The organism is Methylobacterium guangdongense, from assembly GCF_038442355.1.
Taxonomy (GTDB): domain Bacteria; phylum Pseudomonadota; class Alphaproteobacteria; order Rhizobiales; family Beijerinckiaceae; genus Methylobacterium; species Methylobacterium guangdongense.
Window position 1 is genome coordinate 38,157 of the sequence record NZ_JBBXMX010000025.1, and the last position, 18,648, is coordinate 56,804.

Consider the following 18,648-nt stretch of genomic DNA (forward strand, 5'->3'; position numbering starts at 1 on the left):
GGTATAGTTCCGGAACCAGTCCGATAGAAATGCCGGTGGCACGAGAAAGTGAAACCACTGTAGACGCCATCCTTCGGGCAGAGTTCTAGGTAAAGATTGAAGTACAATTTACCGTTGGCGAGTAATTGTGCGACCGTCTCTAGTGATCTGAGTTGGAAGTTATTTGGCAGAAGCGTTTGATGCTGGCGAGGATGGCATCGGCTGACTTGGTCCAGACGAACGGCTGTGGTTCGGTGTTGGTCTGATCGATGTAGGCGTGAATGGCGGTCTTCAGATCGTCCGTGGTCTCGAACACGCCGCGTTTCTGGATCGATGTCGAACCATGACCCCGTCATGGATGTTGCCAAATAGCTCGCACGACGAGCAAATTTCAATTCTCAGCGGGGTCACGATCGGCGCCGATCGTGACCCCGCTTCTCCGGCAATTTTAGCCGAGACTTGAATGACTTGAGCTAATTTTTGAGAGGGGTGATGGTTCGGTGCCGATCCACAGATCTGCTCGGCGACGCTGACGACCTCTGCCGGTAGAGCGGCATGCAGGCTGGCGCCGCAGCGCGCAGACGCCTCGGGACGATGCTGGACGATCGTATCGGGATCATCGGTCATGACGCGGCTATGAACCTCGTGACTAGGCTTGGCGCCGCCGGGCTTGGAGTGCTCGCGCTGCTCCTTGCGATCCGTCGCGGGCGGCTTGGATGAGGTGCGCCAGGTCGTCTCCGGACGTTGCAGCCGCAGCACCAGCTCGATCAGCTTTCGCAACTCAGCCGTTCCAGTTCGCTGCGGCCTATCTCACGAGAGAATCAGCGAAATCCGCTCCGCGCAAGGGCATGGGTAATTACGTCGCCATCGACCGCACGACCAAGTTCGCCTTCGTCGAACTTCACGAGAAAGGCACGCGGCGGGTCGCAGGCGACTTCCTCCGTCACCTCATAGAGGCCCTGCCTTACAAGGTGCATACGGTGCTCACCGACAATGGCACCTGCTTGACGAAGCCCGGCAACGTCGCCTCGGCCGCATCCATCATCAAGGAGGCGATCGCAGTCGAGGAGACCTTCCGAGCACACAGCTTCGAACTTGCCTGCGCCCGCAACGATATTGATCATCGGCTGACCAAACCGCGCTACCCCTGGACGAACGGTCAGGTCGAACGGATGAACCGCACGATCAAGGACGCGACGGTCAAGCGCTACCATTACGACAGCCACGGGCAACTCCGGGCGCACTTGACCGACTTCGTCAGCGCTTATAACTTCGCCCAACGCCCCAAGACCCTGCGCGGCCTCACGCCTTATGAGGCCATCTGCAAAGCATTGACGGGCGAGTCCAACCACTTCAGGCCAGACCCGCTCCACCACATGCCGGGACTAAACATCTAGTTCATTCAATTAGCTCAATGGTCTCGAAGAGCCACGTCCCAATTTTTTCCCATCGTGCTCTATAACATTCTCTCGGAAATTTGGGTCACAGTCCTTCGTCGAACCCGTCCTACTGGCAGAACTCCCTGAATCGCTGATCCCGGGCCTGCACGTCCTGGTGCTCACGGCAGAGCTTGTCGAGCGCTTCGCGCTGGCGCGGCGAGCGGTCGCGCCACGCACTGTAGTAGGAGCCGGCCCGGGCCACATCGGGCCTTGGCACTGCGGACCGCAGGACCTTGTCTGCGACGGTCGGATCGTAGAACCGGCCCATGCGCCACGAGGCCTCCTCGTCCGAGCGCCAATCGATCTCGTCGAAGGCGCGGAAGGCGGCCGGACCAGCATCGACCGCGAGGGCTGCGAGGCCGGCCGCACGGAGTTCGCCCGCCGAGGCGTTTGACTGGACCAGCCGCTCGATCTCGGAGGTCACCTGGGTCACGGCTTGCTGACGCTCGACGCGGTGCTTCGCCTCGTCCCTAGCGTCACATTCAATGACCTGGCTTTCGATCGGCCCCCGCCAGCGGCTCGCTGGATAAACGGTTAGGAAGGCGCGCGCCTTTGGGAGATCGTTGCAGGCCCGCGAGACTGCCTTCACGGCCGCCTGCTCGAGGGCGACCGCGAGCTTCGTCTTGAAGATCTCGGCGTAGGACCAAGTCTGCGTCGCCGTCCGGCAGCTTTGAACGAGCGCCTCGGTATCGGTCTCGCGGATCTGCTCGATCGTCAGCGTCGCGTCAACGACGTTACAGGGGATCTGCATCTGTTCGAAGAGGTTCGACGGCCAGAACGCGAAGGTGTTCGACAGGGCGAGCGTCGGCGTCACGTTCAAGTTGCTGCCGACAAGCTGCTTCTGCAGCCGCTCGTAGAAGCTCAGAAAATCCGCGCCCTCGACCGTCATGGCATTCAGGATCGCGTCACTGGCCGAGGGCCGCCAAGCCAGGGGGCGACCGTCGGCCGGAGGGGCGGTGATGCGGCTGGTGGCGACGATACCGACATCGGCGGCGGCGCTCGCCGCTCGGGCGACCGTGTTAATCGCGCAGGGCTCATTGGCGGTGGGGCTGCACTCGTCCACGATCACCGACAGGGTTCTTGGCCCGGCCCGGGAAAGCCGCCGGAGGGTGTCGCTGAGGCGCAACGCCTCGGTGGGAAGCGAGCTGAGCTGCGTCTCGACTTCCGGCGGCGCATCGCCGGGCACGATCCACACCTCGTCTCTTCCGGAGACGAAACGGCCGAGGGCGAAGACGGCGACGTCGTCGCCCGTTCCAATCTTTCCGGCGGCCTCGCGGAGCTGGCGGTCCAGATCGGGCCGATTGGCCGAACTGATGGTGACTGTCGTGAAGCCGAGTTCGTTCAGCCGCTTGCCGATCGCGCCCGCATCTTCGCTAGCCCGAGCCACGCGGGCGAGTTGCGCCGGATTGTCGCCGATGATGAGGATGCCGACCCGATTTGGCCGTCCGGTCGCACGGGCGACAGGCTCGCGGATCGTCGCGTCCGCGGCGCGTGCCAGAGGCGACGTTGCCATGACGAAGGCGGCCAGGAGGATCGCACCCGCAGACGCCGACGTTTTTCGCGATCCACCGGTCATGATCAGTTCCTGCACTCATCAGCAAACTTCACGTTCGTGCGCTTGAGATCGGGATAGGCGCCGCACAGTCGGTTCAGGGCCTCCGCGCAGCGGGGCGAGGTCCGCTTGCAGTAGCCGTAGTAAGGTGATGCCCGCTCCGGACGGCGGTTCGGAACGGATGAGTAGACTGGCTCGGTGACGAGTGGATCGTAGATTCGTCCGATCTGGAAGGCAGCCTCTTCGTTCTGCTTCGGATCAACGACCTGCTCGAAGGCCCGGAGGGCGATGATCGAGTAGCCGGCTGCAAGGGCCTTCCGGCCCATTTCGACGAACTGTGCGTCTGTCGCCGAGCCGTTGATGAGAGCGGTGAGCTGACTTTCAGCGTCCGGCCCAGTCAATTGCGGCGGTGGCGCGGGGGCCGGACCGGGGGTGACAGTCGAGCGGCCATGCGGGCAACCGGCGATGCCCGCCATTCCGCAGAGATCGATGGTGCCGCTGACTTGCAAGGACGCGGCTGCGCCGGCCGCTGCGACGACAACGAGGCCGACCCAGAGCGGCAGGAGCGACCGCACCCTGGGGGGCGGCTGGGTGATACCCGGCTCGGACGAGGGCGCCGGCGGAATGACAGACGGTGGTTTCGGCTTGGGCGGTGGCGGCACTGATGGCAGCGGTGGGGACGGCGGCCCAGCGGTCGTGACGGTGGCGGCGGCCGGACGTGCATTCCACAACTCGCGCCCGTACATGAGATCGAACGCGGGCCGGGCCATCTCGGGCCAGCTGACGGTGCCGAGTTCGCCGATGCCGTCTGCCACGATCTCGATCCGCTCGAACTCGCCAATTCGGCTCACGACCATGGGGCCGACGCGGGCGATGCTCGTCTCGCCGTTCGTCTCGACCTCGTGGACTTCGAGCCATGCGATCTCGGGCTGCCAGCCTTCCTTGCCGAGGTGGCGCGGCTCGTCCTCGACGCGTTGGAACGACAGCCGCACGGGCGTCGGCACCCGCCGACCGAGGTCTATTCGCGCGAAGCCGATGCTCTCGTTGTCTTCCCAAACCCTTAGAGCCATGCGCCGCTACTTCGCCTCCACCCGTAGCCCATCGATGATTGCCTTGAGCCTGTCGTTCTGGCCAAGATCGACCTGGATGCCCTCGGCGCTCGTCGCGTTGTCCTCCACAATCTTGTAGAAGCCGGCGAACCAAGCGCTCGCGTACTGACTCGCGAATGGCTTCGCCTGTGTGCCGAGCCCCTTCGCGTCGAAGGTGACCGGGCGGGGCTCGAATGCTTTGGACTCCCCGTCGATGTCCGGCCGCCGGTCCGCCGGAGCCTTGCCGAAGCCGAAGTCGCCGACGATGCGGTTGATCTCGGCGCAGACCACCAGCGCGATGCGTGCGGCGTTCTCCGGTTCCGGATGGGAGCCGTTGACATGCTCGGCGATGCGCTCAGCCAACCGATCCTGCAGTTTCGTGCGGCGCACGAGCCCGATGATCTCGTCGACGATCTCCTTGGTTTCCTCCCGAGGCACGTGGGTGGTGCGTGAGACGATCTCGTTCTCCGCGAGCCGCCGGAGACGCGCGACGAAGGCGTCGATGGCGTGCTGGGCGAGCTGGTGTTCCGCCCGCTGCCGCACCGGCACCTCGAGCCGGGGCGCGCGGGAGGCTCCGGGCCGGATGACCCCGGACGCCGCGGGCCGGGCCACGGCGCCGTCCGGCGCCGAAATGCCCGCGCGCAGGGCTGCGTAGATCAGCTCCGACATCTCGGTCGTATCTACCATCAGGAGGCGCAGGAAGGTCGCGAAGGTTCCCCGGTTGATCGCGACCTCGAGAGTATCAAACACCCTGCTGGCTACCTCCCGGCGTGCGGTTAGCCGGGTCCCCACGTCGAGGGGAACGTGGAAGCGCTCGATCAGGGCGACCATGTCGCGGCCGACCTCCGACAGGGCGGACAGGACCTGCTTCTCCTTCAGATCAGGACGGCAGACGTGTTCTAGGTTCTCGACAATGTATCCCGCTCCGCCGTCGTTGAGCCTGAGCCCCTCGTCGAAGGCTCGGGCCGGCTCGGTGAAGTGCTGCCCTGCCTCGGGGATCGAGAGGAATCCCTCGCGCAGCTCGTCGATGCGCGGCTTCATATCCGGCAGAACCTCGACCTCGCGCCGGCCGTCGTAGCGGATGATCGAGGGAGCCGGGTAATTGGGATTACGGAACCAGTAGGCGTTCGCGAAGGGTTTCCCGGGGGTCCACTCGTGCGGCCAGCTATGGGCCTTGCCGAAGAAGCCCAGCAGGGACGCCTCCATACGAGCCTTGAACCGTCCAGAGGGCGAGGCCGTGTCGCCGGCCTTGTCGATGAAGTGGGTGTCGAACCACGTCAGCACGAAGAACAGCCCGACCGGGCGGCCGAGACGCGCCTGCGGGGTGCGGCCATGGGTATCGCCGATCCATTCATCAATCATGTCCGGCAGCGTGACGACCTCCTGGGCGGAGGGGCGCACGCACAGCATCATCGCGGTCAGCTCCTGCTCAGCCACGTAGCGGTCGAAGAGATAGGCAACTTTCCCGCGCAGGAACGTTTCCTTAAGGCCCGACTCGTTCTCCGATAGGTAGGAGGCCAGATGAAATTTCTGGCGGCTGCGGGCGCCGGGAAAGTCGAGCAGATCGGTATGGGCGAACATCGCCCGTGGCTGCTGCGCCATCTCGATGCGAAGCTCCGCAATCAGCGCAGTCGCTAGGGCGCGGGGCAGCGAGATCTTGCCGCCCGCCGCATTCTGCAATTCGATCGATGCCACATCCTGGAGCCCGAGCTTGCCCAAAGTCGCAACATCGATGACGCTGGTCTCGCGGGGCAGCAGCGCCCCGATCGGCGCGTAGGCGTCGGAGGCGCGACCGAGGCGCTCGATCGCCGAGGTCAGGGCCTTGTAGAGCCAAGTGAATTTCTCGTGCCGGCCCCAAAGCCAACCGAACAGTTTGGCGCGTCCTTCGAGGTCGAGCTTAGGCGCGAGGCGCTCGACGTCTTTCCAATAGTTCGAGACGATGTCGATCAGTCGGTTGCCGACGAAATGCTTTTGGAAATAGTCCTGCAGGTCGATGATGTCGTCGACCGTCAGCCCGCTGTCGGACCGTGCAACCGCGGAGAGGGACTCGACCGTCTTCTGCAACTCGTCGGCGGAGGGGACGTCCTCCTTGGTCTGATCGCCCTCGTTGAAATAGGTGTTTCCAAGGATCTTGATGATGTCGAGTTCGCTGAGGAGCCGCAACGAGACCGGGAAGCCCGGGGGCGTCGGCTTCGCGGCCCTCTGCGTCGTGAAGCGGGTCACGAGGCCGGTCGACTCCTTCTCGCCGGCCGGATTGATGTTTTGGAGAAAGTCGATCGGATCGAGTCCGTCGAAGCGAGCTTCAAGAGCCGCCCCGCCCTCCGGGCTCGCAATGACGCTGACAAGGTAGGACTTGCCGACTTGGCTCGGGCCGAAGACTGCCACGCTCATGGAGCGGCCGGCGGCGGCTTCCAAGCGTTGCGCCTTGATGCCCAGTTTGCGCATCGAGCGCGCTAGTATGGCGCGCTCAGGGCCGATCCGCTCGGCGTTGCGAGCGTCCTCGAGCCATGCCTCGGCCTCGCGGCTGAGCGACGTAACGGACTGACAGGCCGCGATGAGGGATTCGGACGTCACGTTCACCATCTCTCCGCGCCCATCACCCGAGCCCGAGCACGCCGGTATCGAGCCAGTAGCCTTGCTCGCGATCCATGGTGTCGAGGGAGAAATCCATCTTCGGTTTCGCGTCCTTGCCGGACAGGTCCATCGCGTCGGCGATCTCAAAATCCTCTTTCATCGATTCCGTCTGGATGAGCGCGTCGGGTTGATCCTCGTCGGGCCGGTCGCCTTCACGGCGTTGGATCGTGACGGTGATGGGCGTGCGGAACTGCGCGTTGTCGATGCCGGCATGAAGTCGCAGGCGGTAGAGTGGGGTGGCGATCCAGCGTTCCAGCGGCAACTGGCGGTAGCCTATTCGCATCCGCGCATAGTAGCGGAATTTTGCCTCCTGGCCGGCTGCGCCCTTGGCGTCGAGGTCGACGTCGTCGAAATAGACGTCCCCGCTCTCGATCCGGTTGTTGCCGTCGAGCTTGCCGATGTACTTTGCGGTGGAGCGCAGTCCCATCCGCCCGGTTTCAAGGGCGAAGTTGGTGAGCTGCTGGTTCTCTGCCAGCGCGCAAAGCATCGCCCCCACCACCGTCGTGGTCTTGGGGTCGCCGATCCGGCGGGTGTCCCGGTCGCGGAACGGGTACCAGTTGCCCGCCTGGTAGAGATGCATTGGCACCACCCGGTCGGGCGTGACCGCGAGACGGTTCGCCAGCAGGTCGATGACGGCCGGCAGTCGCGAGGGGCGACCGGTCAGCAGCACTACGTCTGGGTCGAACTCGTGAATCAACTCGCAGAGATTATCGAAGACGTCCCCAAGCACCGCATTGACGGCTTGGCGAATTACCTTGGAGTCGCTGACGAAGACACAGTCGGCAAGTCTGAAGTTTGCGGCTCCGGCGGCATGGGCTGGGGCCTCGATGAAGTCCAAGAGCGCTTTCGCCGGCATGCCGCTCTCCTTCTTTCGGCCCATTGGTGTCGGAAAGAAGTCTGCGAAGCTGCGCTGGGTACTCGCCTGCTCCTCGGTCATCGAGTGTTCGGCGGCGTCGCCCAGCATAGCGAGGCCGATCGGCTCCAACACCCGGCGCACGAACTGCCGGCGCTTGTGCTTCTCCAGCTCAGACATGTTGGCTCGATCGCCCCCGAACAGCTCGTTGAAGAGGCGGCGGGGATCCTCCATCCCCGCATCGCGCAGATGGCCTTCAATGGCGGGCAGCACGAGTCGTTCGATGACCTGCTTCAACAGGTCGTCGCCGGCGATCCGGAAACCCTCGCGGAAGTTCTGGACCGGTCTCAGAAGGGTGTTGGCCTCCTGATAGTAGGTCGTGATCATCAAGTCGCTGGTCCCGCCGCCGATGTCGATGGAGGCGATCCGAACTGAGCGTTCCTCGACGGCTTCCGGCGCCGGCGACTTTTCCGGCTCGGCGAAGCATCGCGGCCGGCCGATCAGATCCATGAAGCCGCGGATCGAGCCGCCGAGCTTCTGCGTGATCTCACCGTACAGGTATACTAATTGCACACAACTCGCCTCGTCCCAGGCGACATGCACAACCGGCGGGAAAACTCCGCGTGGAGGCTTCTCCCACCATCCCATCAACTTCCAGATCAGTTTTACCGCACCTTCGGCGCGCGAGCGCAGAAGCCGCTGCTCCTGCACCGGCATGGCGGGGGGAAGGGTGAGGATGATGCGCCGCAGCCGCCGCGGCGCATCGCGGGGCGCCCGGTCTTCCCGCACCGCCGCATCGTTGATCATCACGATGGCCTGCCAGATGATCTCGGCGACCATGAAGGTAAAAAAGGAGGAGCGTGAGAACGACAGGTGCTGCGCCCCGACCCTGTCGTCGCTGCGGACCTTGAGGTTGTATCTCCGCCGATCATATTCCAGCTGCTCAATGACGTCGCCGCGGCTATTGACGAATTGCCGGATGGCCTTGTCGATCAACGGGCTGGACTTCCGTCCCGTGTCGTAGGGGTCGTAGTCGCGCTCCGCGAAGCGCCATTCCTGCTGCAGCGCACCAGTATCGCATAGATAGCGCTTCGGGCTGGACAGGCCGGTGACGACCTCGTTGCCGTGGGCCGATTGCCGGAAGCGCGCCGCCTCCGGGCCGACCCGCACGGGGCTCGGCCAAAAGAACGCACGGCTCACGCCGGAATGGACCGAAAGGTGGTCGCGGCCGAACCGGGCCTGGGCGAGCTCGACGTGGCTTTCGAACGGGTCGGAGTAGACCCTCTCCGGTTCGCTCAGGTCGCGCAGGTGCATAACGAAGGAGTTGTTGAGATCGACGCGGTTGTCGTTCGGCCGGGACTCGATGCAGATGCCGCAGGTGCGGCTGTTGCCCACGTCGAGGATCAGATCGACGGCGATCGGCTGAATGACGGGCGCGTCCGACACTGTATCGAGCATCCGCACGACCCGGGGCTCGATGGTCTGCGACAGGTATTCGAGAAAGACGAGGTAGCGGGCAATGTGCTCGAGGACGGGGTCGTCCTCGTTCTCCCGCAGGGGCCGGCCTGGCCGCTGCGCCTGCTTGAACTCGCGGAACATCTCCAGGAGCCAGGCAGGCACCCATTTCTGGAATTGCGCGAGCGCCTCGCCGTCCTCGCCGCCTAGGGCCGCGCCAAGATACCAGGCAATATCGCGGTACTTGTGCGCGAAGCGGAACTCGTGCTCGGCCTCGGCATCATCCGGGCTGGGCGACGTATAGGGACGGTTGGTGCGCCGGTCGCGCAGCTCCGTGTCGATGGCAAAGGTCACGTAATGGCTAACGGGATCGTCCGGCGCCCGGTCGACGATCTCGACAATCCGCGCGCGAGCCCAGTTGGTCGGACCGAGGTCGAACTCCGCGCGGCCATCCGGATCGATCTTCACCCGGAGCATGGGCACCGGCACCCACTTCTCCATGAATATCTCAAGGGCGGCGCGCTCGGAGACGGTATACTCCTTATCCGATGGCCGGGCGCTTACCTCAATGCCGTTGCGCGGGTCGTTCTCGTCCCAGGCCGGGATGAGCTGGTAGGGAATCTTGCCATTGACCAGCGGTGCGCTGTCCACCGGCCGCTCGATGAAGCGGCGGGACATGCGTCCGGCCTCCTCGGCGCGCAGGGCATAGGTAAGGAACTGCACGCCGCTGTAGGGCGTGAGGCGCACGGCGGCGCTCGACGGATCAATCAGCTTGGCGAACATGCACTCCTCAGGGCTTCGGGCCGGGCACGGGAGCCGGCGCCCTCTCTATCGACGCTCCGCCGGCGCTGCCGATCCGACAGGGCTGCCCTGAAGGTGTGCGCCCCTCCGTGACGGGCGCGGTGTCAGATGGACGCTCTGCGAGCGGAAGGTCGAAGGTGAACATCCTGATTCTCTCACTACTCCCGAACTTCGTGGCGACCCCGGACCGTTGCTCGATCACTCGGCCCCGATAAGTGAGATATACGTCGAAGGGGATACGTGCGGCAGTCGATGCTCTCTTAGCGAAGGGGGTCACGACCGCCGTATATCGCCCGGCCGGAGCCTGGGCGACATTGGCCCAGATGATGTGCTCGACAGGCGAGAGTGAATCGTGTTCGCCGTCATTCATGTCGACGTTGTGCCTGGCCCCACACCCAAACTTTGGTTCGACATAGCTGACCTGCACACCGTCAGGACAGACGATACTGAGATCGAGATCGGACGAACCAGCCCACTTCAAATCGAGCTCCAGCTCCCCGCGATCGGCGGTCGATGGAAGTTCCACCGGCGAGCAGACCTCCTCGTGGGGCGGGGGGGGCGGGGGCGGCGCCACTTCGGTATGCCTGTCGGGCCGGGGGGGAATTGGACACGAGGCCGGGCAATTCGCCGCCTTGAGGACGAGCGAACGCTGGTCGGCCTCGATCTCGTTCTGAATCCGGTTGAATTCGAGGCGCATTTCGGTCTGGGGACCGGCCTCGTCTACTCGGCACCCGTTCGGCAGCAGCGTCTGGAGGAACGGAGCCCAGGCCGGCACGGCCAAGGCGCAGGCGCGCAGCAACAGGTCGCCGCAGATTAGAAGCAGCGCCGCGAAGAGCAGCCAGAGCAGCGAGCCGGCGACGTTGCGGGACCGCCCAACGGCGCGTGGCGGCGGAGGTGCTTGGGGGGCCCCGGCCCTCTCACCGGAAGCCGGGGCCGCCTCGGTTGCCGTCGCAGCTGTCGCAGCTGTCGCGGTGCGGCTGCCCGCGACGGTCACCAGCCCCGGGGCGACCTGAAGCGGGGCGCGGTCGCCCGCAACCCGCAGGCCCCAATTCACGAGCACCGGCCGGCCGTCCACGACCCAAACAGGCTCGCCGAGTGGGCGCTCCAGGGCTTTCTCAATCAACCGGCCCAGATCGGCTGAGAACGGCCCCGCCGATTTCAGCTCCTCTGCGAGCTTGCGGATGTCGTCTTCGATCTGGGCGAGACGGCGCTCGATAGGATCCCGCCGCTCGAGCGGAAGATCCCGAAGCTGCGAAGTTTCGCCGACGCCGTCGACGAACCACGCGGTCTGATCGCTGTCCCCGCCGAGGGATTGTTCCGGCCGCGAGAAGATAAAGGCATGATCGGGGGATAGCCGGGCGGCGATCTCCGCGATCATCTGGTCGTATTGGGTGCGCAACTTCGGATCGACCAGTTCGAGACCGGTCCGGCGCGTGATCGCGATTGCGGTGGTTTCGCTCATGGCCCAATCCCGTTACGGCGTCGGCCGGGCGGGGGGACGCGCGTCTCCGCGCGGGGCGGGTGCCGCAGGGGCGGCACGTGGCGAAGGCGACGTCGCGGCCGCCGTGGTGGTCGGCTGGCACGGGCTCTCGTCGATCGGGATCGACACGCCGTTGGCAATGAGGAACCGCCGCAGCCCGGCGGCGCCCAGCGCGTAGAAGGCGGAGACCGGCATCTCTCTGTCCACCCGCACGAAGGTGTTCACTCCAACCACCCGGCCGCAGTAGTCGATCAGCGGGCCGCCACTGTTGCCCGGTGAGATGACGGCAGAGTGGATCACTAGCGTCATGGTGTCGTTCTGCCGCTGAGTCGTGTTGATGTCGCCGCGGGTATCGGTGGGTGAAACCTCCTGAAGCGCCGAGCGGTCACCCTCCATGGCCCGGGCAAAGGCCGGGTTCGTACCCTGATGGAGCTCCGGGAAGCCGCTCGCCACCACGGGCTGAAGCTGCGGCGCGCTGCTCGTGAGGGTAAAGGGAAGTACGCTGGTCTGCGGCGCGACCCGGAGCAGGGTGAAATCGTCCAACTCTCCGTTGCCGCTTTCGGCGACGATCCGGGCGGGCGTGACGCCGACATATTTCGACGCCACATAGACCGTCCCCTGGCCACCTTCGGTGACGTGTCGGTTGGTCACGACGAGGTCCGGAGCAATAAAGAACCCGGTCCCCTGCGAGTTGTCCCGCAGGACGAGCGCGACGCCGCGAGCCGCCCTGGAGGGCAGGTCCGTCGGGCTGGTCGGCGGCGGCGCGGCGATGAGCGGCGGCACAGGGGGCGCTTCCGTCGGTGGCGGCACGGCGGCGGCGCTGCCTGGGGTGGTCGCGGCGGACGGCCCGGCAGGCGGCGCGACCTGAACGTCCCGGGGGGCCGGCCCGATCACGCTGCCGAGGCCCGCCCGCAGATCGTTGCATTCGCGCCCGAGGAGAGCCTTTAGGTCCGCCGACCGCTTGCGCAGCGACTCGAGGATCGCCTGCGCCATCTCTCGCTTGGCACCCGGTGCCCCCTCTCGGTTGGGATAGCGCAGGACACCGGGGATCAGCAGCACGACGGTCACGATCCCGGCGAGGATCGTGGCCACCAGGGGCGCCCTGATCGAGCCGACGGACTTGGCGCGCACGGCGCGGCGCGGCAGGCCCAGGCCGGTCTCGGCGATCGCGGGCTCCGATTCCGGGAAGGCTTGCCGCCATTCGGGACGTGAAATCGGCGGCATCCCGATGCCGGGCGTGAAGGGCGCTAGCCCGGAGGCATAGAGCCGCTGGCGCGCTTCCCTGTCCTGGAGCACCGCGATGGGAAGAGTTCCCCATCCTACGAGGACCGGCTCGCCGCCGACGCTGACGATGGAGTCGACGGAGGGGATGTTCAGCGAGGCTGCGAGAAAAGGCCCGAGTGCGGGATCGGATGAAAGCGCGACGATGGCCTTCGCGCGTTCGCCGAGGGTCCGCTTTACGGCGGCGGCCGAACCCGGATCGAGATCGTCGAGGGGCCGCACCACGCCATCGAAATTGCAGTACCAATCGATCCGCGATTCCGCGACGCCGTTGCCCCGCGTCAGCCTCGGCTCGGCCAGGAGGCCGGCGGCATCCCGCCCGTAACGCTCTTGGATGAGGCTGGCGAGCAGCTTGTGGCGCTCGATGACCGGCTGGCCATCGATCTCGACGAGCGCGATGCCTCGCAGCGTCTGTGAACGGACAAAAAATTGCGCAGCCACAGACCCGAAACTCCCATTCCGTCCGAGACTGCGCATCGCAGCGCTTCGCGGTCAAGCTTAGAAAACTACCGCTTTCGCTCCGGTCCTCGCCATAAACTGTGCATGCCAAATTCAAAACGTGCTGCGACTGATTTCTCGATGCAACAGCATCAAGATCATGAGGGAAGTTTCCCGAGATGGTGTGGCTAGGGTCGGGGGTGGAATGCCGCAGCAATCATCACCGCCCAACCTGTCAAGGGAGGCTCGTTCGGTTCGGGCGCGGAGTTGCGAAATTGCCGCAGCACACCATTCCTTGGCGTCCCTCGATCGCCTCGCCGCTCGGAAGCCGATGCCTGGCGATTGAGGTGCCGCTACTCGCATCTCCTGACGCCGTTGAAGAGAAAACAGTGCGAAGGATGTGGCGGCGGCGGCGGCGGCGGCGGATGATAGGAAGGCCGACTCGAAGTCTCTGGCCTCGGCGGACGGCAGGCCTCCAGGAAAGCCGTAGCCTCCCTTATGTAGCGGCCGGATGGGTAGTTCGACTTGTAACCGTCCCTGGATTTCGCGACTTCGCAGAGCTTTACGCTGTTCTGGAAGACCCGCTGCTCCAAGCCCGCGTCGCGTTTCGCGCGGAAGCTTGGGACGTAGGGCCATCGCCGCATGGCCGTGGAACAGGCTTCGATCGGTCCCGCCAAGCTCGCCGTTCGAGCCCGGGCTGCGCTCGCACCGACCGCGATCCTGTTGCAAGGGCTGTCGAGCCTGTCGAAGCGATGCGGATCAAAGAAGTGGAACGATGTCGAGAGAGCCCTGCTTGTGAAGACGTCCAGCGAACCGTCCCGCGCACTGCTTCGAAGCTTGTTCGCGAACTGTTCGAAGGTAAGACCTTCCTCCTTCATTGCGCTCATCACCCGTTCGACGGGGTCTGTTCCCGGCGGGGAACCCGTCTTCTTGAGACATAGGACGCTGACTGGTACGCCCGCGAGCTGGGTGCCATGATCGAACAGCTCGGCCGTCGCACTGCAATCGTCGAGCACCGCAACGATCTCCTTCGGCGCGGCAGCCGCCAACCGACGAAACACAAAGGAAAGTCGGATCGTCTCGGCATCGATGGTGGCCTGCCCGTTCGCAACCTCGGCCGAGACATCGGAGGGCAGGATGAACAGGTCGTCGTCGCGCGCAAGGACTAGGCCGGTGACGAGGACGGCGACCGCGGCTCCGGCTGGCACGTCGGCCGCACTCTTTCGGATCGACTGGTCCAGGATCGGCCGGGATTGCGGGCCGATGGTCAGCGCGTCGAAACCGAGATCGACCAGCAATTTTCCGTATTGCCTGGCGTTGTCCTCCAAACGAGCGGCCAGTTCGCGATTCGAGCCGTTGGAGACCACGATCAGAGCCCTCTTTGGAGGCCCAGTCGGGTCCGACACGTCCGATCGCGTCCAATTGATCGACTGCGCGAGAGCAGCCGGCGGGTCTTCAAGCCAAATAAGTAAGGTGATAGCAAGGATCAGCCGAACGATATTAGTAAAAAATTCCGAATGATTGGCTCTAATTCCTGCGGCCGACTGGGAATAAATTCCAGCATCACTTGTTGGGCGCGTAGCCTCATGTCCAAAAAATTTCAAGCTGCACCGCTCGCACGATAGGCCGATCCGGCAGATTATACCGATCACGGCGTGACTTCGAAACCACATCGACTCTCGAAATTGCCAATTACCGCGGGATGTTGACGATTTGCTTATGTCAATCCTCCCCAGGGCTGCCATTCCGACTACCCTTTGCCGCCGCCATGCGATAGCCTGTGTCACAATCAAATTTCCTGCAAAAGCCGGTGGCCGCCGGATCGGTGGAAAACGCGTCAATCGGAGGGGAGAATGAGAGATTTCAAAACGACCATCTTCGCGCCCATCCTTCTGTGCTTGTCGATCGCAACGGCCGCGGCCTCACCCTATGTCGCCTCTACGTCGACCTCTCCTCCGCCCATGACGCCCTATCGGCATTTGGCCGACAGCGATCCGTATCCTCCGGGATGCCGGAATAAGGAGAGCTTCGATGCGTGCGCGCTTCGAGGTGCTGGCTGCAGCTTAGGCACCCGCCGCGCTTGCCGCGTGATCTGTGAGGGACTCTGCAACGACTGATGGAATGCCCGGTGCGGGTGGATCCTCGCCGTCCTCCATTGTAACCAAACACGGGATGGCCCGTTTGCGCCGGCTTGCGACCAGAGAATCTCGCTCGGCATGCAATGCCGTCTTCCACACTTCACGGTGCACCATGCTGAGCAGTATCCGTGCGGTTATGGCACTGGCCGCCCTCACGATCTCCCCTCACGCGCTGGCCGCGGAAGGTTTTACTGGGAACACGATCGTCGCGAAGCTCAAGACGTTGGCGCGCATATGTCGGACAAGCACCGGAGAATGCACTGACGTCGAAACGCTGAGCGGGATGAGCGTTTACTTTGGCACCAAGGGGACGGTCTATATCTATACAGCTGAAGGTGGCGGCTTGGAGATCCCGCTAGGTGTCTGGTCCAGCGATAAGATGGGACACTTAGTGAGGTGGAGCGCGAGTCGAGGCCGCGCGGTGTGGGAAGCGTCCAGTGAGGGCAAATATATCAACACGATCACCTTCGTGCGCAAAAACTCGACCTGCCTCATAAATAACCAGTGGTCCAGCAGCAATCCCGGTATCTTTCTGCAGAGCCGCGGCGTCGTCGTCAGCTACTGTTATGTCAAGTCTGGAAATCAACAGGGAGCAAATCTTCACTAATCTGAGCAATGAGTATTATAACAGTGTATGAAGTCGACGCAATCGATATTATAGAATTTTTACGATGGAAGTCGGACTACTTGAAAAATAGACATTGTTGGCCTGTGTAGTTGGAAATTTGAGGTGAATTATTTGGAGGTGGTTCGATGAGAGTATTTAGATCCCCGAGATCAAAAATTTGGTTGCTGCAATTTGTTTTCAGCATGCTTTCGGTTGCACAATCACCGGCGCATGCGACTTCATGCGACGGGGAAGAAACTTCTATCCCCAAAATGCCGTCTCGGCCGGTTCAGATCGACATCTTTAATCAAAAGATGGCAAACCTCCCAGGACCACAAGATGTGGTGTTCGTGGGCGATTCGCTTGTCCAATTCTGGCCGGACAAATCACTGAGGGAGGCAGCCCTTAGCCCCAGGTTTTTCAATTTCGGCGTCGGCTTGGACCGAACCGAGAACCTGCTTTGGCGACTGCAAGCGCCGCAACTTCCGGCGCTGAACCCAAAAACTGCCGTGATTCTCATCGGCGCCAATAATTTGCGGGCGAACAATAGCGCCTGCGCCATAGCAGCCGGGATCGAGGCGGTTGCAGGGAGGGTCCGGGACATCTGGCCGAAGGCGAACCGCATCCTGATTCAGGTCCTGCCGCAGGGGGACGATTTTTCGTACCAAAACGATAACCGTCAGCAGACGAATACACTTGTTAGAGAATACTTGGAGCGCTCGACAAACGTGCGGGTGTTGAACGTCGACAGTCTCATAACCTGCAATTTTGAGCCATCCTGCCCGAATTATTTGGCTGACCATTTGCATCTAAGCCAAGTCGGGTACGAGACCCTCGGCAAGGTCGTCGCTCGAGCGATTAGAACGAGTTCACGCTGACTGCATCGCCGGGATGATCTGCCATCCACCGTAACGGGACTGCCTTGCGGGCGATGTGCTGAAGATATTTTCTGGGGCGGGGCGGCATGTTTTAGACGGAATATACCGGAAGGCTAATGTTAAAAATTTATTTCTGCTGTTTTTGGACGGCTAGGTCGGAGAAAGAAGGCTAAGTTTGCTCATGTCCGGCCGAAGCTGATGAGTGCAGATTGTTTATAACGTCCAGTCAAATCACGATTTGTGATTTTCAAAGATTTGGGCCTACGGTATTGACTTAAAGTCAATCAAATCGTTTGGATGCAGGGCGTCATGAAATATGGCATTTTCAGACAGAATTTGCGGAATATTGGGAGTGTGGCAACATTGGGACCTCTCCTCTGTCTTTCATCCGCTACAGCCGGCGACATGCCTCGTGGCATACGACTGCACATCGACCGGACGATCGGATGCTCGAATGGGAGCGACGCACGTCAACTCATCCCGCAGCGTACGTTGCATTTTCAAATCTATATGACCCGCAAAGGCGAGATTTTCGATTTTGACAGCAATACAACGGATCGGGGTGTAAGATACATTCCGGACGGACGGCCCCATGCCATCAGTAAACTCTCGCGAATCGGAGGGAGGCCACTCGAAAGCCGCGGAACCGCCTCCGCCGAGTGGAGAAGCGGGATCCTTGATCTGCGGGAAAACCATACTCTACGAAGCGCCGGTATAGTGAACGAAGTCAATGATCGGTCCACCTATTCGATCGACCTGAACGCCAAAGCCTGCGCGACGCGATCTGTCAATTTTTCTCGACGTTATATAGATAGTGACGTACTCATGGTGGATGTCAATTGTAGTAGACTGATTTCTCAGACTTGTCGTTTGGAGATCCGTCCTTGACACGCGCAGGAGCTTTGCGCCTTACGCTGCTAAGTCTTTGCTTGGCTGCTGGATTTGCACGCCGCGATGCCGTAGCCGCGGGTAGTTCAGAACTTCCTTCGCCGTGCTACGGCCTGGTAATGTTGACGAGTGCCGATAATCTGGTGATCGACAAACGTTATGCAACCACGTCGAATTTTGCGGGAACCGCATTCGAACAGGGTATCGACTATGTCTGCCTCCACCAGATCGCGGCAGCAAAACTTAAGAACGCATCGCGACTATTAGAGTCCAGGCGCCCGGGATACAGATTGGTCATTTTTGACGCCCTTCGAACGGTCAGCCAACAGAAAACGATCTGGAATATCGTCAAAGGCACGGATCGCGCTCGATATGTTGCCGACCCACGCAAAGGATCGATCCACAGCTTCGGTTTTGCCGTCGATCTCTCGATCGTCGATAGGCAAGGAAAAGCGCTCGATATGGGGACGGATTTCGACTCCTTCACTGCTCGCGCCGAGCCGCGTCGTGAGACAGAACTTCTCAAATCAGGCCAGCTTACAAGGCATCAGGTTGTAGACAGAAGACTTTTGCGTGATGTCATGAGGAAAGCGGGTTTCGAGCCACTGTCCATTGAATGGTGGCATTACGATGCCTTGCCTCCTCAACTTGTTCGATCTCGGTATCGCCAATTACCTTGATAAACGTAGCGCCGGATACAGAGTTCAGGCATTGCTGCCCAAATACTAAAAAAGGCAGATAAGGCCTCATGACGTTGGACGTCGTCAGTTCGGACCGAAGCAATTCGCTGAAGTATGCCGGCGGACCTACCTTTGAATTGCGGTGGGCTCAGAATGAGGATCGGGGCCGGGTCGGCGCGGGCTTCGGCACGGAGCCGACGGCCAGTTCTCCCGCCATGGCATCACTTGACGGATTTTTGTGACGCGTCGGAAGCTCACCGGCGCGGCAGCATGGAAGCTCATGCCATCGGCCCCAGTGGACGGGCGTCTCTGCAAAGGGTTCGCGGGCGGTGACCTTGCCCCCTGTTCTGCCCTCGTTCTGAAGCTAGGGTCCGTCGATGAGGAGACGGACGATGAAGAAGAGCCGGTTCAGCGAAGAGCAGATCATCGGCATCCTCAAGGAGCAGCAGGCCGGGCT

General features: G+C 62.4%; 11 protein-coding genes and 2 pseudogenes. 4 read left to right on the forward strand and 9 right to left on the reverse strand.

Annotation, left to right across the window (positions count from 1 at the left end):
• Positions 1 to 139 precede the first annotated feature (139 nt).
• A pseudogene (locus AAHG09_RS27830) lies at positions 140 to 304 on the reverse strand (IS630 family transposase); the annotation flags it as partial.
• Positions 305 to 492: 188 nt separating this feature from the next.
• Positions 493 to 788: pseudogene (locus AAHG09_RS27835) on the reverse strand (IS66 family transposase); the annotation flags it as partial.
• Positions 789 to 827: 39 nt separating this feature from the next.
• On the opposite strand from AAHG09_RS27835, the gene AAHG09_RS27840 reads away from it, so the two are divergent.
• On the forward strand, positions 828 to 1,376 hold the full coding sequence (locus tag AAHG09_RS27840; protein ID WP_412760101.1) for an integrase core domain-containing protein: 549 nt from the start codon (positions 828 to 830) through the stop codon (positions 1,374 to 1,376).
• Positions 1,377 to 1,485: 109 nt separating this feature from the next.
• Here AAHG09_RS27840 and AAHG09_RS27845 read toward each other — a convergent pair whose 3' ends face one another.
• The 7 genes from AAHG09_RS27845 to AAHG09_RS27875 all read right to left on the reverse strand — a co-directional run bounded on the left by AAHG09_RS27845 (position 1,486) and on the right by AAHG09_RS27875 (position 14,367).
• Positions 1,486 to 2,994, reverse strand: coding sequence for a hypothetical protein (locus AAHG09_RS27845; RefSeq protein ID WP_342110910.1), 1,509 nt, complete (start codon positions 2,992 to 2,994; stop codon positions 1,486 to 1,488).
• Positions 2,995 to 2,996: 2 nt separating this feature from the next.
• Complete coding sequence (locus AAHG09_RS27850) at positions 2,997 to 4,040, reverse strand: hypothetical protein (protein ID WP_342110912.1); 1,044 nt, start codon at positions 4,038 to 4,040, stop codon at positions 2,997 to 2,999.
• A 6-nt stretch (positions 4,041 to 4,046) separates the two neighbouring features.
• Entirely contained in the window at positions 4,047 to 6,641 is a 2,595-nt protein-coding gene (locus AAHG09_RS27855) for a virulence factor SrfC family protein (protein WP_342110930.1), read from the reverse strand.
• A gap of 13 nt (positions 6,642 to 6,654) precedes the next feature.
• Positions 6,655 to 9,783 (reverse strand): virulence factor SrfB, encoded by a 3,129-nt coding sequence (locus tag AAHG09_RS27860; RefSeq protein WP_342110914.1) that lies wholly within the window; start codon positions 9,781 to 9,783, stop codon positions 6,655 to 6,657.
• A gap of 7 nt (positions 9,784 to 9,790) precedes the next feature.
• A complete protein-coding gene (locus AAHG09_RS27865; protein ID WP_342110915.1) occupies positions 9,791 to 11,263 on the reverse strand; it encodes a hypothetical protein in 1,473 nt (490 codons plus the stop codon).
• A 12-nt stretch (positions 11,264 to 11,275) separates the two neighbouring features.
• The gene (locus tag AAHG09_RS27870) at positions 11,276 to 13,003 is read right to left on the reverse strand and encodes a trypsin-like peptidase domain-containing protein (RefSeq protein ID WP_342110918.1); all 1,728 of its coding nucleotides are present in this window, start codon (positions 13,001 to 13,003) and stop codon (positions 11,276 to 11,278) included.
• A gap of 350 nt (positions 13,004 to 13,353) precedes the next feature.
• Complete coding sequence (locus AAHG09_RS27875) at positions 13,354 to 14,367, reverse strand: hypothetical protein (RefSeq protein WP_342110921.1); 1,014 nt, start codon at positions 14,365 to 14,367, stop codon at positions 13,354 to 13,356.
• 883 nt (positions 14,368 to 15,250) lie between these two features.
• Between AAHG09_RS27875 and AAHG09_RS27880 the strand changes: the two genes are divergently transcribed.
• From AAHG09_RS27880 to AAHG09_RS27890, 3 genes are all read left to right on the forward strand, one after another.
• Entirely contained in the window at positions 15,251 to 15,745 is a 495-nt protein-coding gene (locus AAHG09_RS27880) for a hypothetical protein (protein WP_342110923.1), read from the forward strand.
• A 182-nt stretch (positions 15,746 to 15,927) separates the two neighbouring features.
• Positions 15,928 to 16,623, forward strand: coding sequence for a GDSL-type esterase/lipase family protein (locus AAHG09_RS27885; RefSeq protein ID WP_342110925.1), 696 nt, complete (start codon positions 15,928 to 15,930; stop codon positions 16,621 to 16,623).
• A 1,031-nt stretch (positions 16,624 to 17,654) separates the two neighbouring features.
• The gene (locus AAHG09_RS27890) at positions 17,655 to 18,191 is read left to right on the forward strand and encodes a M15 family metallopeptidase (RefSeq protein ID WP_342110926.1); all 537 of its coding nucleotides are present in this window, start codon (positions 17,655 to 17,657) and stop codon (positions 18,189 to 18,191) included.
• The last annotated feature ends 457 nt before the right edge of the window (positions 18,192 to 18,648 follow it).